The organism is Desulfovibrio sp. Huiquan2017 (genome assembly GCF_017351175.1).
GTDB lineage: Bacteria > Desulfobacterota > Desulfovibrionia > Desulfovibrionales > Desulfovibrionaceae > Pseudodesulfovibrio.
The window spans coordinates 129,028-144,806 of the sequence record NZ_JAFMPN010000008.1 but is presented as its reverse complement, the minus strand read 5'-3'; the positions used below and the strand labels follow the sequence as shown (position 1 = coordinate 144,806).

The window sequence follows — 15,779 nt, the reverse complement described above, 5'->3', positions numbered from 1 at the left end:
CGGAGGATGAGTCCCCGGCCCCCCGAGGGTCCGATATGCTCGGGAGGCCGGGACTCGTAGGTCTTACGGAATGAAGTCGCCGTTCAAGACCCATTGCGTCGTCGGTCAACTCGGCAGTCTGAAGGCCTGGGCTTCGAAGGCGGCCAGCACGTCCTCCATGCCCAGCTTTTTGAGCAGGCTGCGGGTCGGCAGCCCGGTTTCCACGTCCCAGCCCATGAGCTTGTAGTATTCCGTCTTGGTCGCCTCGAAGTTCTCGCGAATCAGGGGCGGGTGCGGCGGATCGGCCGGGGGATAGGCGGGCAAAAGCCGGGTGTCCACCGGAGCGAAGAAGTGATCCGGGATCTGGTCATGTTCCTCGCGCATGTTCACCGGCTGGCCGTCGTTCCATTCCAGAACCGTCAGGAGCCGGTGCAGGGTCCAGGTTCTGGCGGCCTGCTCGTTCAGTTTCTCCTGAGTCATCTTTTCCCCGGTAACCAGCCCGAGGAGCTTGTACTCCACCGAGATGTCTCCGGCATAGCCCCGGTCTTCGCGGCCGCTGGTCATGACGGGATAGACCCAGTCGCAGCCCGTCATGCTGTCCTTGATACAGCCCCGGTAATGAATGAACTGGCTCAGGGCGGCGTTGGCCTTGGCCGACTTCGCGCCATGCCAGGTCAAAGGGATGTCGCGGCTGCGGTGGATGTCGCTCAATCCGTTCTCCGCGATCTCCGCACCCCAATGCTTCTTGGCCACGGGCATGGCCTGCTCAAAGGAAAGCCCCGTCCATTCGATCAGGTTGGTCATGGAATGGCGCATGGGGTCGCAGTTCTCCATGGCGAAGTTCACGGCCCAGTAGTAGCCGAATGTCCTGGGATCGTAGTGGGCGGACATGCCCCAGCCGCCGTTGCCGCCAACCACGCCGCCCATGATGCCTTCCATCTTGACGAACTTCATGACCCCATCGGCCACCTCGGGCATCTTGAGCCTCTTGAACTCGTCCGAAAGGATGTCCATGGCCCGCCGGAAACCCTCGCCCAGGGCGTCACCCAGGAAGTCTTCACGATAGGCCATCAACTTCAGCATGCCTTCCAGGCCGGCGGAACCCAGATCGCCCCCTTCGCGGGGATAGTGCGCGGCCTCCAGGACATCGAGGTTCTTCTTGCTGACCAGCTTCTTGTCGTACATGTGCCGGAGCAGGCTCTTGCCGTTCACCTTTTCGTCCTGCAGGAACCAGATGAACTGGATCATGGGGAACATCTCGAAGGAATCCAGGCCCAGCTTGTTGACCAACTGACTGGCCTGGAAAGTGGCCTCGTCCTTGTTGCCCATCCATGCGTAAAACCACTGGGTGCAGCTGACTGCGCCCGTGCCCAGCTTGGGCACCTTCATATACGTGTAGCACCCCTGGGGACAGGCGTAGCAGGACTGCGTCTTGAGGTGGTATTTGTTCAGCCAGGGCGCATTGCTCTCGGTCTGGTTGAAGCGCTGTGCCTGCTGGTTGATGTTCTTGGGGTCAATGTGCTTCCCGGTCCAGCTCAGCGGGCCGCTGGACAGCGGGGTCGCGCCCAGCGGAGCGGGCTGGAACTCGCGCACGGTCTTGACGTACTCGATCAACCCTTTCTTATCCGCCACCTCGACGCCGTGGGTACCGCGCACGGCAATGGCCTTGAGGTTCTTGGAGCCCATGACGGCACCGAAGCCGCCCTGCCTGGCCACATTGCCGAGGCGGTGAATAATGGGCGCGATGCGGACCATCCGTTCGCCGGCGGGACCGATGGTCGCTATCTGGACATCGTTGTCCTTCTGCTCCGCCTTGATGACTTCCTGAGCGGCCAGGCCGTCCTTGCCCCATACGGCCGAGGCGTCCTCGATGGTCACCTTGTCGTTGTTGATGTTGATGTACACCGGCTTGGGGGACTTGCCCTGGACGATGACCGCATCAAAGCCCGCGAACTTCAATTCCGCCCCCCAGTAGCCGCCGAAATTGCTCCGCGAAGCCATGGGATGCTTGGCCTGCGTCGCGTAGGAGTGCGGCGAAATACTGATGATTTCCGGCCGCGAAGTAGAGGGCGCCATGGTGCCGGTCAGAGGGCCGATGGCGAAGATCAAACGGTTCTCCGGGTCAAAAGGACCCGCTTTGGGCGCTTCGTCGAAAATGATCTTGTACCCGAAACCGAGGCCGCCCATGTAGTCGGTGTACTTCTTGGTGTCTACCGTGGAGATGGAACCATTGGTCAGGTCCACCCTCAATATTTTCCCAGCCCATCCATACATTGTAGATGCTCCTTTCAAACGGGATTATCCCAGTTCAATGAACTTGATCGCGTCGGCCGGGCAATACTTCACGCATTGCGGGTCGCCGCCGCAGAGGTCGCACTTGCTGTAGGTGTCCTTGGCCTCGTTGTGGACCACCATGTCCCAGGGACAGGCCGCCAAACATTCGCCGCAGGCCTGGCACTTCTCGGGATCAATGACCCGGGCCCCGGTCTTCTTGTCCAGGACCAGGGCGTCGTACTCACAGGCCAGATAACAGTCCGCCATGTTGCACTGCTTGCACGCATAGGGCATGGCGCACAGCTTGCTCAGAGAATGCAGGGGATCGTACACGGTGTGAATGCGGGCAATGTTCGGCTGACAGATGCCGTCATGGGACAGGGAGCAGACAATCTCGCAGGTCCGGCAGCCCACGCAGGTGGTCGGGTTGGTCATGAGCCAGGCCCGGGCGTTGGGAAGCTGCTCGGGGGTGATGCCCCGATTGGTGCACTCCGGCCGGAAGTTCTTGGGCGCGGCCACAACCTCGGTGACGGCCAGAGCTCCCGCGGCTATCTGGATGCCCAGAAACCCCAGCATCTTTCTACGGCTGACGACCAGCTTCTTCTCGGGCGGCTGCTCCTTTTCCCTTTGTTCTTCGGGAAAAGACGCCGCCATGGACTCAGGCACGTTTTTGGTTGAACTCTCGCTCACAGTGTCCTCCTTGGTATGGGCGATTGTGGAATCAACATTACGCCCCACAAGGCAAGATGGGTGCCAGGGCCGCAGCTCAAGCGGCCGCCATTGGCACCGTCCATTGACCGCATGTCGATAACGTCGGAAAGTTGCTGGCGATTAAATTTTACCCGGCGTGGCGGGAAACGACTCGCAACTCCATACAAAGGATGGGAATGAGGATTTTGATTATTCCGGAATTCGGGTCCGAATGACCCGACAAGTCATTTCAGGCGGGTCATATAGGGGCGGTTCTTATGTTAAATATAGCATCAATACATTGACATAATGCAACGAACAGCAATCCAATCAATCTCCAGGCCTATCGGCCATGAAAAACCACTACACCTACAATTCTGACTTGTTTAAACTAACATATGCACTCTGAAGCAAGGGCACGCAGGCATCCCGTTCAACACGCCACGGGATTGCCTAGCCAAACGGCTGCCCCGACAATCCCGACGCAAACAGAACAATCCACACACCCACGGCGGCATTCTGGCTTGGGACTCTCCCCCCCGGGCGCCGGTGAAATCAGCTTCTCCAAACCCGGGTCCGCAGCGCGCCGCGTAAGCCTGGAATGCTCCAATTCCAAACAAAGCGCCGTGACGCGCAGGGACCAACAATGAAGGCCGGGCATCCGCAGTAGCCGCCCGGCCTTCATTGTTGGTCCGGCCTGCCTGGGCCTGGGGAACGGGGAGCCCCCCCTTGGACGTCCAGCCGCCGACACCCTTCCCGCGGCTCGCCAAAAGGGGAAAAAAGACATCATCCCGCATTGCGGCACATCATCTTATTTTTTTAAATACCCCTCTCATTATTAATGCAACATCATCATATAATTAAATAATTAGAAATCACACTTGCGGGGAAAAAATCGTATCTACTTGGCTTGACGATAAAAATGGTATAGCGTCCCGTTTAATTCACAGCAAAAACCAACCGCCGCTTCCTGGTCGGCCGCCGGGCGGCGCTGGCCTGAAGCGGAGGTGCGCACCGGAGTTCACCCGGCCCCGGACAACCGCGAAACCGTCTTCCTCGGAAAAACTCCCCTCAATGGGATCCGGGCCGACGCGGACAATCGGGAGCGGCGGCGAAGGTAAAGCTGTTCATCACAAAAAGAGAGGTTGATCCATGCGTCTTTCCCGCTACTACGTCCCCACTCTCAAAGAGAGCCCGGCCGATGCCGAGGTGATCTCCCACAAGTTGTTGCTGCGCGCGGGAATGATCCGCAAGCTGACCAGCGGCATTTACTGCTATCTGCCGCTCGGGCTGCGCTCCATCAACAAGGTTTCACAGATCGTGCGCGAGGAGATGAGCCGCGCCGGGGCGCTGGAGGTCCTGTTGCCCATGGTCCAACCCGCCAGCCTCTGGCAGGAGACCGGGCGATGGGACTATTACGGCAAAGAATTGCTTCGTTTCAACGACCGGCACGACCGCGACTATTGTCTTGGACCAACGCACGAGGAAGTCATCACCGACTTGGTGCGCGGCGAGACCCGATCCTATAAGCAATTGCCCCTCAACCTGTACCAGATCCAAACCAAATTTCGGGACGAGATACGGCCCCGCTTCGGTCTCATGCGCGGCCGCGAGTTCATCATGAAGGACGGCTACTCCTTCGACAGGGACGAGAAAGGTGCCGAAGAATCCTATCGGGCCATGTTCGAGGCCTACAAGAAGACGTTCGCCCGCATCGGCCTTCGCTTCAAACCTGTTCAGGCGGACTCCGGGGCCATAGGGGGAGATTTCTCCCACGAATTCATGGTATTGGCAAAGACCGGCGAGGACACGCTCGCGTCCTGCACCGCCTGCGAATTCGCCGCCAACCTGGAAAAGGCCCGCGTGACCGTGCCCGAAGGCGAGGACATGACCCGCGCCGACTGCCCGACACTGGAGCGCGTGGCCGCTGCAGACGCCCGCACCATTGACAAAGCCTGTGCCGCGCTCGGCACATCCCCGGACAAGTTCATCAAGGCGTTGCTCCTGGTCGTGGACGGCGACAGGCCTGTAGCAGCCCTGGTGCGCGGGGATCGGGAGCTCAACGAGGTCAAGCTGCGCAACCTGGTCGGCGGCAACGACATCGAGTTCGCGGACGCGGCCGTGATCCGTCGGCTGACCGGAGCGTCCGGGGAGTTCGCCGGTCCCGTGGGTCTCGCCGAAGACATTCCCATGTATGCGGACAACGAGCTGCGCCTGGCGACCGATTGGACGGCCCGCGACAATGCGCCGGACACCCTCCTTCGCCACCTTTCCCTGGGCCGCGACTGCCGGATCGATAAATTTGCGGACCTGCGCACCATCGAACCCTCCGATCCCTGCCCGGAATGCGGGGGGGCCATCGAGTTTACCGAAGGAATCGAAGTGGGACACGTCTTCAAGCTGGGCCTCAAATATTCCGCCAAGATGGATGCCACGTTCCTGGATGAGAACGGCGACAGCAAGCCCATGGTCATGGGCTGTTACGGAATCGGGGTTTCGCGCATCGTGGCTGCGGCCATCGAACAGAACAACGATGAGAACGGCTGTTGTTTCCCGCCGTCCATCGCCCCCTACGAAGTCTGCCTGATCTCCCTGGCGGGCGCGGATGAGGACGTGGCGGCCAAGGCCGAGGAACTCTACGCGAACATCACGGACATGGGTGTGGACGTGGCCTTTGATGAGCGCGGGGAGCGCCCAGGCGTCAAGTTCGCCGAAGCAGATCTGGTGGGTTATCCCATGCAGCTCGTTCTGGGCGGAAAAAGCTTCGAAAAAGGAATCATCGAGGCCAAGGACCGAAAAACCAGTGAGAAAACGGAGCTGCCGCTGGATGGTTTTGCCGAGGCTTTCGCAGCCTGGCGCGCGGAGGTCTGGTCCCGGTGGGGGCTGGAGCTGTAGCGATCCCGACGGAGCCTTCGGAGGGTGGGGCTATCCCCTGCCCGCCGAAGGCCGCCGAGCCATGGCTTTCGTTAGGCAATCGACACAACCACCCTCAGGTCCTCGACGCAGACGGGAGCCGGGAGCGGCGAAAGCCTCCGGTTATCCGGGGCTAGCCGGCGATATTGAAGGGCAGGATGGCGGGAGAGGCCCCGAGGCGTTGGGAGATGCCGATCGCGGCCCGGATGATGTTCCGCTCGATGTTGGCGCTGGTGACTTCGTTCAGGCGTACCGTCGGAGCCGAGACGCTGAGAGTGGCCACGAGCCTGTTCTGAAAATCGAAAATGGGCACCGCCGTGCAGCGGACACCCTTGAAGACCTCTTCATAATCGTAGGCGAGACCGGTCCGACGCACTTCCTCCAATTCCGAACGCAGGCCCGGCAGTGCGCGGTCTATGTCCCGTTGCGGGGATTGTTCGCGAATGAGATTGAGCACTCTTTCGGCCTCCTCTTCCTCTGCAAAGGCGAGAAAAATCTTGCCGGATGCGGATTGAAACAGAGGGAAGGAACTGCCGATGATGGAGTCCTGCCGGAGCATCTGGGAGGTGACCTGCTTGTCCACCACGAGCATTTCCGTGCCCGAGGCGACGCAGAGGTTGACGGTCTCGTCCACGGCACCGAGGAGTTCCCGGCAATAGGGCCGCGCCACGTCAACCACGCTGGAATGGCGCAGCACCTTGCTCCCCATGGAGAAGAGCTTGAAAGTCAGGCTGTATTCGCCGCGCTCCTTTTCCTGATAGACATACCCGTTGTCCACCAGGGTCAGCAACATGCGGTGTACGGTGGTCTTGGGAAGTCCCATAGCCCGACTGAGATCGGCAAGCTCCCAGGTTTTCTGGGTCGACAGCTTCTCAATCAGCAGACAACATTTCGTAATCGCACTGATTTCATAATATTTTTTTTCGGTTTTAACCACGACGGCTCCACGTGTTTTTGTATATTGTTTTAGTGATTTTTTTTATCGTAGGTTAAAATAGTAGGAAGGGCAATAGAGCGGTACGCCATTCCGAAAATTGTCCAACGGACAAGAAACATGGGCTCCCTCCGCCGAACACGATCCGGGAAATGGTACCCTGCGGTCGTTGCGGTGCCACAACCGGGCCGTAGCGCTTCCTCGGCACGCCTCACAGGACTATAGTAAAATCGTCCATATTTCCATACGTAAAAAGTCTGATTTCTGACTTTTCCCGCTCTCTTCGACAATCCGCAACTCGGGACGACGCCGGGGTCTCAACCAACCCGGCACCGTTGATCCGGCGCGCCTCACGGCTCGCCTTTTCCCCCATTCCGGGATCCGTGCCGTACCCAGGCCGTCGGCTGGCGGCATGGTCGCAACACGCTCCTCCCTCACTGCACATTTACATACGGTACGCTATACCGTTTTCGTATTTTATCGTGCTCATATCTGCCCTTCACCAACCGCTCAGCGGAGTATGAAATCGGCTACACAGGAGCATTATACGGATTTTTTAAACAAAAAAGTTATAAATTTTAATTTTTTATTTCAGTTACTTATATTGGATAGTACAAGGCGACAATAATTTTTTGTTGACAGAAATATTTTTTATCATGTAGTTCTCGTTTTAAGAATGGTACGACATACCGCAATGCGGGACAAGGTCGAAATGAGCGCTCTTGAGCGCCGATACCTTTTAAACTCTGCGAGGAGTCAGGATGAAAGAAACATTGTTTTTGAAAAACACGGAAGCGTTCGCCGAAAGCATGATTCGCTGCGGGATACGTTGCCACTTTGCCTATCCGATTACTCCGGCGACGGACGTCATGAAATATACGTCCAGGATGTTGCCCGAAGTCGGCGGCCGCATGGTGCAGATGGAAAGCGAACTGGCGGTATCCAACGCGCTGGCGGGCTACGCCTGTGCAGGCAAACTGGGCGCCACGTCCTCTTCGGGACCGGGCATGACGCTGATGCAGGAAGCCATCGGCTTCATGGCGGCGGGCGAACTGCCCTGTATCATGCTCGACGCCATGCGCGTCGGCCCCGGCGACGGTGACATCATCGGTGCGCAAAGCACCTATTTCCAGGCGACCCGCGGCGGCGGGCATGGCGACTACCGCGTCATCGTACTCGCCCCCTCATGCGGGCAGGAAATCGCCGAACTCATGCCCCAGGGCATCAAGCTGGCGCTGACCTACCGCAACCCGGTCCTTTTCGTGGTTGACGGCGTCACCTGCCAGATGACCGAAACGACGACTTTCGACGAGCCGTACGACTACACGGCGGACTTCGACACCTCGGATTGGGCCTACACCGGCACGGCGGATCATCCCAAGCGTTTCCTCCTGACCGGCAGCTACACGCATGAGCAGGGCTACGAGATGAACGAACGCATGCGCCGCAAGTATGCGGAAATCGCGGAAAAAGAGCAGATGTGGGAGCAGGAGGAAGTGGACGACGCCGAAGTGTTGGTCGTCGCCTTCGGCATCCACGGCCGCATGTGCAAGGACCTGGTGGAATCGTTTCGGGCGCAGGGCAAGCGCGTGGGCTTTATCCGTCCCATCACGCTCTGGCCCTTCCCCAACAAGGCCTTCGAGAACATCCCCGCTTCGGTCAAGTCGATCCTGGTCGTGGAAATGAATCACGGACAGATGGTCGACGATGTGCGCCTGGCCGTAAACGGGAGAGTGCCGGTGCACTTCCTGGGCAAGACCGGCGGCGACATCCCCATGTGCACCTTGGCGGACATGACCCGTGAAGCCAGCAAACTGCTTGAGGGAGAGTAGCATGCAGACATTAGCAGATTATTACGGCAAAACGCTGAAATTCGACAAGCTCACCAGTTATTGCCCCGGTTGCGGGCACGGCATCGTCACCCGCCTGGTGGCCGAGACCATCGAATCCATGGGAATCCGGGAAAAGACCATGTCCGTGGTCGGCATCGGCTGCGGCGGCTTTTCCCACCATTATCTGGAAGTCGACGCCATCGAGGCCATCCACGGGCGCGCTCCGGCCACGGCCATCGGCTACAAGATCGCCATGCCCGACCACGTCGTTTTCACCTACCAGGGCGACGGCGACACAAGCGCCATCGGCCTGCATGAAATCATGCATGCGGCCAACCGCGGCATGCCCATCACCTGCATCATGGTCAACAACTCCGTGTTCGGCATGACCGGCGGACAGATGTCTCCCACGACCATCCCCGGACAGGTGACCACCACCACGACCAAGGGACGCGACGTCCATATCCACGGCTATCCGCTGCTGGTGCCGGAGATGATGCGGGCAATGAAAGGCGTCGCCTACCTCGCCCGGGAAACCGTCGTCGACGTGAAGAGCATCAACCGGGCCGCCAAGAGCATCCGCAACGCCTTCGAATGTCAGGTCAAGGGCCTGGGCTTCGCCTTCGTGGAAGTCATCTCGCCCTGTCCGACCGGGCTCCATCTGTCGGTGCCCGACGCCTACGCCTACGCCGCCAAAGAAACCCTCAGCTACTTCAAACCTCAAGTTTTCAAAAATGAATTGGAGAAAAGCGATGAAGTATAAGTGTGCATTTTCAGGTTCCGGCGGCCAGGGGGCTGCTCTGATGGCGAAGCTCACTTGCTACGCGGGCATCAAGGAAAACAAGCAGGTTGTCATGACCCAGACCTACGGGGTCGAGCAGCGCGGTGGTGATTCCACGGGCTTCGTCGTCCTTTCCGATACCCCCATCGGCAATCCCATTGTCGAATCCGACGCGGATATCGGCGTGGCCATGAGCGAAAGCATCTACCAGGCCACCTTGGAAGGCATGAAGGACGGCGGCACGCTGTTCGTGAACAGCTCCATGGTCAAGAAGGAACTGACCCGGCCCGAGGTGACACAAGTGCGCCTGCCGGTTTCCGAGATGGCTCAGGACATGGGCAATGTGCGGGTGGCCAACATCATCATGCTGGGCGCCGTGGTCAAGACCGTCGGCATGCTGGGCACCGACGCCGTCGTTGCCGCGCTTACCGACGCCATGGGCAAGAAAAAGGCCGCGTTACTCGAAGTGAACATCCAGGCCCTGAACGCCGGCATCGAAGCCGCGGAAAAGGAGGCTTGCAAATGAGCAAGAAAATGAAACTGCATTTGATCGAGAGCGTGCGTTGCAAGTCTTGCGGCCTGTGTGTCGAGGCGTGTCCCAAGCAAACCCTCGCCATCGGTTCCGATTTGAACCCCCAGGGCTATGCCTACGTGATCCAGGTGGCTCCCGAGAAATGCATCAAGTGCAATGTCTGCCGGATTGTCTGCCCCGATGTCGCCATCGGCGTCATCGAAGCAAACTAATACTTTGGAACAAGGAAAATAGAAAATGTCTGATTTGAATCCTCTTTTTCGACCCAAGAGCGTTGCGCTGATCGGCGCTTCTTCGGATCCGAAAAAATACGGGTACTGGACCGCAAAGGGCTTGATCGACAGCAAGTTCACCGGCGATCTGTACTTCATCTCCAGGACTGCCGCGGCCGATATTCTGGGCAAGAAACCCTATGCCAGCATTTCCGATGTCCCGGGTCCCGTGGATATGGCCATCGTCGGCATTTCCCCCAAATATATTCTGCCCGTCATCCAGGAGTGCGCCGACAAGGGTGTCAAGGCCCTGGTCGTGGTCGCCACCGGCTTCGGCGAGACCGGCCCCGAGGGCAAGGAACTGGAAAAAAAGATCGTCGCCATCGCCCAAAAGGCCGGCATGCGGATCCAGGGTCCCAACTGCATGGGCATCTTCAGCTCGCCCGTCCACCTCAACGCCAGCACCATCGATCTGGCCGACGGCCCCATGGGTCTGGTACTCCAGAGCGGCAACTTCGGCATCGACATCAACTTCAACGCCAAAACTCGGGGCATCGGCTACAGCGCCTGGGCCAGCATCGGCAATCAGATGGACCTGCGCTTTGCGGACTTCGTGGAGTACATGGGCCAGGACGATGCCACCCGCGTGGTCATGATGTATATGGAAGGGCTCCGCGTCGCCTCCGTGGACGACGGCCGGAACTTTCTGCACAACGCCCGCCTGGCCACGCTCAAGAAACCCCTCTCCGCCATCAAGATCGGTCGCAGCCAGGCCGGAGCCCGCGCCGCGGCATCGCACACGGGCTCCCTGGCCGGCAGCGAGAAGATCTTTGATGCCGCCCTCAACCAAGCCGGCGTCGTCCGGGTCGAGACGCCGCAGGAACTCCTGGATGTCGGCGAGGCCTTTGCCCGCTGCAAGAAGCCCAAGGGCAACCGCATCGCCATCCTGACCGACGGCGGCGGCCATGGCGTCATGGCCACGGACATGGCCGAACCCCTAGGCCTGGACGCCTTCGTGCTTTCCGAGGAGACCCAGAAGAAGCTGCGCGCCATCCTCATGCCCCATTGCCCGATCAAGAACCCCGTTGATCTCGCGGGCACGCCTGAGCACGACATGTGGGTCTTCGACCGTTGCGCCGAAGTGCTGCTGGCCGATCCCGAGGTCGATGGCCTGGTCATCGCCGGTCTCTACGGCGGCTACTGCGACTTCTCCGAGGAATTCCGCCAGATGGAGATGGATGTGGCCAAGAGCCTGGTCGAGCGGGCGAACAATTCGGACAAGCCGGTGCTCATGCACTCCATGTACTACGCCCAACAGCCCGAAAGCCTGACCTACATCCGCAAGCACGGCTTCCCGGTTTACGGCTCCATTGATTCCGCCATGCGGGCGATGGGCGCCCTGGTCGGCTTCAACTCCCGCCAGGAAAAGATCAAGGAAGAGCTGGCGGCCACCCCGCCGCAGCTTCCCGAAGACCGCAAGTCCAAGGTCGACGCCATCTTCAAGACCGTCCGGTCCCAGAATCGGATCAACCTGGTGGAGACCGAAGCCCGCGAAGTGCTGCGCGCATACGGCTTTGACCTGCCGAACCATCTCCTGGCCACCAGCCCGGACGAGGCGGCCAAGCTATTCACCGAGATGGGCGCCGACAAGGTGGTCATGAAGATTGTCTCTCCCGATATCCTGCACAAGACCGACGCCGGCGGCGTCATCCTGCATGTCGACAGCACGGCCAAGGCCCGGGAGGCCTACAACCAGCTTATCGCCAACGGCCGGGCCTACAAGGCCGACGCCGACGTCTTCGGCGTGATGCTGACCCCCATGCTGCCCGGCGGCATAGAATGCATCATCGGCAGCAGCTATGACAGCACCTTCGGGCCCTCGGTCATGTTCGGTCTCGGCGGCATTTTCGTCGAAGTCCTCAAGGACGTGTCCTTCCGGGTCGCTCCGGTGAACACCCCCGAAGCGGGCCGCATGATCCGCGAGATCAAGGGATATCCGATGCTGACGGGCGTCCGCGGCCAGTCCGGCGCCAACGTGCCCGCCCTGGAGGAAGGCGTCAGCCGTCTATCCTACATGGTCGCCGAACTGTCGTCCGATGTGGCCGAAGTGGACTTGAACCCCGTGTTCGCAACGGAAAACGGCATCGAAATCGTGGACGCACGGATCGTACTGCATCCCACGGAAAACAAATAACACCACATTCCCCCGGCGGTTTCGGCCGCCGGGGGAATGTGCATAACGAATTGCCAACTCTTACCCTGGAGGAATCATTATGGAATTCATCAACGATAAAAATGGCCCGGCTCCTCTGGGTCACTATACCGACGCCATCCGAAGCGGCAACCTGCTCTTTCTTGCCGGCCAGGGACCTTTCGGGAAAACCGGTGAGTTGGTGGGATCGAACATCACCGAGCAGACCGAGCAAGCCATGCAGAATCTCAAATCCCTCCTGGACTCCGCCGGGCTGGATATGACGAGCGTGGTTCGGGCCTCCGTGTACCTCACCAATTGGGATGATTTCGCGGGCTACAACGAAGTCTACAAGAAGTACATGGGCGCTCACAAACCGGCGCGCGCCACCGTCGAAGTGAGCCGCCTCGCCCAGGGGGCGCTCATCGAAATGGAGTTTACCGCAGAATTCTCTTAACCAACGCCTTCGGCGGGTGGCGGGCTGCTCGTCTTAGCCCCCGATTCTGAACGATTCGGAAGCGTTCAGCCACCACCCGCCCCCCCATTGCACTCAAAACTGGGAGATCAAGATTTCAGATGAGTCATGCCGCGAGGAAAACAGACTCTCGCAAGCGGAAGCAGACTCACGCAGCAGTCGAACTGCGCGGATAATTACCAAGTTTATGGAGGGAAGAGAGATGGGCTGTGGATCATTAACCGAACTTTGCGACAATGCGCCTCTGAACAGTTTTCACAAGCGCCTGGCCTTTTATTCGTCGGGGGGACCGTTCCTGGATGGATATGTGATGGGCATGATCGGCATCGCCCTGGTGCAAATAACCCCGTACATGAACCTGTCGGTCTTTTGGGAAGGGATGCTCGGGGCGTCCACCATGGCGGGCATGTTTCTGGGAGGCTTCACCGGCGGCTGGGTGACGGACAAATACGGCCGCCAGTTGCTGTATACCCTCGACCTGATCGCGCTCGGCCTTTGTTCGGTTCTCCAGTTCTGGGCCGAAACGCCCTTTTATCTCTTCGTCATCCGGTTCCTGCTCGGTGTCGCCGTCGGCGCCGACTACCCCATCGCCACGGCGCTCATGGCCGAGTTCACCCCGAAGAAATATCGCGGTCCCTTCATCGGCGGACTCGTGGTCATGTGGGCCTTCGGCGTGACTGTCGCCTACGTTGTCGGAAGCATCATGCTGCCCTACAGCCCCGACGCGTGGCGCTGGATGCTCGCCAGCGCGGCGCTTCCCGCGACGCTGTTCCTGTTCATGCGGAGGCATACCCCTGAATCACCCCGCTGGCTCATCAAGCAGCAGCGTTATGAAGAGGCCCGCGCGGTGTTCAAGCTGGTGTATGACGCCACTGTTCCCTTGAAAACGATCAAGTCGATGGACGTATCGACCAAGACCGCCAGCGTCCGGCAACTGTTCAAGTCGGGCTACGGCACCCGCATGCTGTTCATCGCCGTCTTTTGGACGTGCGCGATCCTGCCGATGTACTCGGTATACGCCTTTGCGCCGAAGATCCTGGCTGCCCTGGGGCTCAACCACGACCACGGCACCATGAGCTCGGTGGTCACCACCGTCATCTTCATGTTCGGGTGTCTCCTCCCCCTGCCGCTCATCAACAAGATGGGCCGCCGCTCCTCCCTGCTGCACAGTTTCTTCTGGTCGGCCGTGGCCTTATTCCTCCTCGGCCTTTTCACGAACGCCAACCCCTTCCTCATCCTGTTGCTGTTCTCGGTTTACGCCCTGGCCACGGGATGTTCCCAGAATTTGCAGTTCGTTTATCCCAACGAGCTGTTTCCGACGGAGATCCGGGCCTCGGCCGTCGGCCTGGCCTCATCCTTGAGCCGGATAGGGGCGGCCATCGGCACCTATTTCGTGCCTTTGTCCCTCGAAAGGCTGGGTATCAGCGGAACGGTATGGGCGGCGGCGTTCATTACGGCAATCGGCTACCTAGTGAGCCTGAAGATGGCTCCCGAAACCAAGCACTGTACGCTGGAGGAGGCTGCCTGTTGCCCGGAGCCGGGAGCAAGCGTCTACCTTGAACCGAGCTCTTCGGCCTCCGAAGCGCGCTAGCGGATACGGCAATGCCTCGTCCCCTTGGATGTTTGACGGGCCGTGCGCGGCCGGGAAAATTCCGAAGCCAGATGGGACATCTCAACCATTAAAAATTCATAAGCATCTCTGGGCCTGGGGCGTGTTGCGGATTCCCCGAAGACCACAGGGTAGTAAGGAGAAATGACATGAGCAGCAAACGAACAGCCGGAGCCGTCGTCATCGGTGGCGGGGCCGTTGGAACGGCTGTCGCCTGTTACCTCGCCATGGGCGGGGTGGACGTGACGTTGGTGGAACGCGGCGAATTCGCCTGGGGCACCAGCCGTCGATGCGAAGGGCACGTGGTCACCTATGACACGCCTCCCGGCGACTACAGCGTATTCTGCAAAACAGGGCAGAACCTGTTTTACGAGGCCCAGAAATTCCTGCCGGTGGATTTCGAATTCACCCCCGAGGGCATCGGCCTGTTGGTGGACGATGAAAGCCACCTCGAAACGGTCAAGGAAAACTACGAAGGCAAAAAGAAAGAGGGATACGACGTCACCCTTTGGGACCGGGACGAGTTGCGCCACCGCGAACCCAATATCGGCGACAAGGTCCTCGCCTGCCTGAACTTCAACAACGACTGTACCCTGAATCCCATGCGCCTCTGCTTTGGCCTGGCCAAACACGCCGAGGCCAACGGCGCGACCATCCTGTCCCGCACGCAGGTCACGAGCCTGCGCACGGAGAATGGCCGGGTTAGCGGCGTTGAGACCGACAAGGGCTTTATCGCCACCAAAAACGTCATCCTCGCCTCCGGCGTGTGGACCCCGCAACTGGGGGCCATGCTGGGCGTGAACATCCCCATCCGCCCGCGCCAGGGCCACATCCTGGTCACCGAGCGGGTCAAGGGCCTGCTGAGCAAGGCATACGTGGAATACGGCTACCTGCTGACCAAGCACGGCCTGAAGCGTGAAAACGTGACTCCCGACATGGACAAATTCGGTGTGGCCTTCGTCATCGAGCCGTCCTCGGCGGGTACGGTGCTGGTCGGCAGCAGCCGCCGCTTCGTGGGTATGGACATCCGCCCCCATCCCGCGGTCATGCGGGCCGTGGCCGAGCGCGGAAATCACTTCTTCCCGACCCTGTCGGACATGCGTCTCCTGCGTTGTTACGCCGGTGTGCGCCCCGCGACTTCGGATGAATTGCCCATCATTTCCACAACCCATGTCCCGGGCCTGTTCGTCGGGGCAGGCCATGAGGGCCTCGGCATCAGCCTCTCGCTGATCACGGGCAAGATCATGTCGGAACTCGTTCGCGGCGAAACGCCGTTCATCGACACCAGCTACATGAGCATTGATCGTTTTGGCTTCAACCCTCCGGCGTTGCCCGTCGGGGAAACGTCGGCGTAGGA

General features: G+C 59.7%; 12 protein-coding genes. 9 read left to right on the top strand and 3 right to left on the bottom strand.

All coding sequences use genetic code 11. The features are described 5' to 3' along the window. Nucleotides 1-105: 105 nt before the first annotated feature. Both J0909_RS08370 and J0909_RS08365 read right to left on the bottom strand, forming a co-directional pair. A complete protein-coding gene (locus J0909_RS08370; protein ID WP_502757435.1) occupies nucleotides 106-2,223 on the bottom strand; it encodes an aldehyde ferredoxin oxidoreductase N-terminal domain-containing protein in 2,118 nt (705 codons plus the stop codon). A 54-nt stretch (nucleotides 2,224-2,277) separates the two neighbouring features. Further along, the gene (locus J0909_RS08365) at nucleotides 2,278-2,943 is read right to left on the bottom strand and encodes a 4Fe-4S dicluster domain-containing protein (RefSeq protein ID WP_207262023.1); all 666 of its coding nucleotides are present in this window, start codon (nucleotides 2,941-2,943) and stop codon (nucleotides 2,278-2,280) included. Nucleotides 2,944-4,095: 1,152 nt separating this feature from the next. Here J0909_RS08365 and J0909_RS08360 point away from each other — a divergent pair. After that, nucleotides 4,096-5,838 (top strand): proline--tRNA ligase, encoded by a 1,743-nt coding sequence (locus J0909_RS08360; protein WP_207262021.1) that lies wholly within the window; start codon nucleotides 4,096-4,098, stop codon nucleotides 5,836-5,838. 151 nt (nucleotides 5,839-5,989) lie between these two features. Here J0909_RS08360 and J0909_RS08355 read toward each other — a convergent pair whose 3' ends face one another. Further along, entirely contained in the window at nucleotides 5,990-6,793 is an 804-nt protein-coding gene (locus J0909_RS08355; protein WP_207262019.1) for an IclR family transcriptional regulator, read from the bottom strand. Nucleotides 6,794-7,551: 758 nt separating this feature from the next. On the opposite strand from J0909_RS08355, the gene vorB reads away from it, so the two are divergent. From vorB to J0909_RS08315, 8 genes are all read left to right on the top strand, one after another. Continuing rightward, the gene (vorB, locus tag J0909_RS08350; RefSeq protein WP_207262017.1) at nucleotides 7,552-8,622 is read left to right on the top strand and encodes a 3-methyl-2-oxobutanoate dehydrogenase subunit VorB; all 1,071 of its coding nucleotides are present in this window, start codon (nucleotides 7,552-7,554) and stop codon (nucleotides 8,620-8,622) included. Nucleotide 8,623: 1 nt separating this feature from the next. After that, nucleotides 8,624-9,385, top strand: a complete 762-nt coding sequence (locus tag J0909_RS08345) for a thiamine pyrophosphate-dependent enzyme (RefSeq protein ID WP_207262015.1) — start codon at nucleotides 8,624-8,626, stop codon at nucleotides 9,383-9,385. Next, nucleotides 9,357-9,929 carry a 2-oxoacid:ferredoxin oxidoreductase subunit gamma family protein gene (locus J0909_RS08340; RefSeq protein ID WP_353616751.1) on the top strand — a complete coding sequence of 191 codons (573 nt, stop codon included), beginning with the start codon at nucleotides 9,357-9,359 and terminating at the stop codon, nucleotides 9,927-9,929. The genes J0909_RS08345 and J0909_RS08340 overlap by 29 nt, the downstream gene beginning before the upstream one ends. Then, nucleotides 9,926-10,147 carry a 4Fe-4S binding protein gene (locus J0909_RS08335; RefSeq protein WP_207262012.1) on the top strand — a complete coding sequence of 74 codons (222 nt, stop codon included), beginning with the start codon at nucleotides 9,926-9,928 and terminating at the stop codon, nucleotides 10,145-10,147. Before J0909_RS08340 ends, J0909_RS08335 begins: the two co-directional genes overlap by 4 nt. Before the next feature lie 25 nt (nucleotides 10,148-10,172). Further along, a complete protein-coding gene (locus J0909_RS08330) occupies nucleotides 10,173-12,341 on the top strand; it encodes an acetate--CoA ligase family protein (protein ID WP_207262011.1) in 2,169 nt (722 codons plus the stop codon). 79 nt (nucleotides 12,342-12,420) lie between these two features. Continuing rightward, on the top strand, nucleotides 12,421-12,795 hold the full coding sequence (locus J0909_RS08325) for a RidA family protein (protein WP_207262010.1): 375 nt from the start codon (nucleotides 12,421-12,423) through the stop codon (nucleotides 12,793-12,795). A gap of 205 nt (nucleotides 12,796-13,000) precedes the next feature. Beyond that, nucleotides 13,001-14,404, top strand: a complete 1,404-nt coding sequence (locus J0909_RS08320; protein ID WP_353616750.1) for an MFS transporter — start codon at nucleotides 13,001-13,003, stop codon at nucleotides 14,402-14,404. Between the two features lie 167 nt (nucleotides 14,405-14,571). Further along, nucleotides 14,572-15,777: an NAD(P)/FAD-dependent oxidoreductase gene (locus J0909_RS08315; protein WP_207262008.1), complete on the top strand. Its 1,206-nt coding sequence runs from the start codon at nucleotides 14,572-14,574 to the stop codon at nucleotides 15,775-15,777. The last annotated feature ends 2 nt before the right edge of the window (nucleotides 15,778-15,779 follow it).

Excerpts from the sequence above, each read along its gene's own strand:
- J0909_RS08345 (WP_207262015.1), top strand. The coding sequence starts at position 8,624 with ATGCAGACATTAGCAGATTATTACGGCAAAACGCTGAAATTCGACAAG.
- vorB (WP_207262017.1), top strand. The coding sequence starts at position 7,552 with ATGAAAGAAACATTGTTTTTGAAAAACACGGAAGCGTTCGCCGAAAGC.
- J0909_RS08315 (WP_207262008.1), top strand. The coding sequence starts at position 14,572 with ATGAGCAGCAAACGAACAGCCGGAGCCGTCGTCATCGGTGGCGGGGCC.
- J0909_RS08330 (WP_207262011.1), top strand. The coding sequence starts at position 10,173 with ATGTCTGATTTGAATCCTCTTTTTCGACCCAAGAGCGTTGCGCTGATC.
- J0909_RS08320 (WP_353616750.1), top strand. The coding sequence starts at position 13,001 with ATGGAGGGAAGAGAGATGGGCTGTGGATCATTAACCGAACTTTGCGAC.
- J0909_RS08335 (WP_207262012.1), top strand. The coding sequence starts at position 9,926 with ATGAGCAAGAAAATGAAACTGCATTTGATCGAGAGCGTGCGTTGCAAG.
- J0909_RS08340 (WP_353616751.1), top strand. The coding sequence starts at position 9,357 with ATGAATTGGAGAAAAGCGATGAAGTATAAGTGTGCATTTTCAGGTTCC.
- J0909_RS08360 (WP_207262021.1), top strand. The coding sequence starts at position 4,096 with ATGCGTCTTTCCCGCTACTACGTCCCCACTCTCAAAGAGAGCCCGGCC.
- J0909_RS08325 (WP_207262010.1), top strand. The coding sequence starts at position 12,421 with ATGGAATTCATCAACGATAAAAATGGCCCGGCTCCTCTGGGTCACTAT.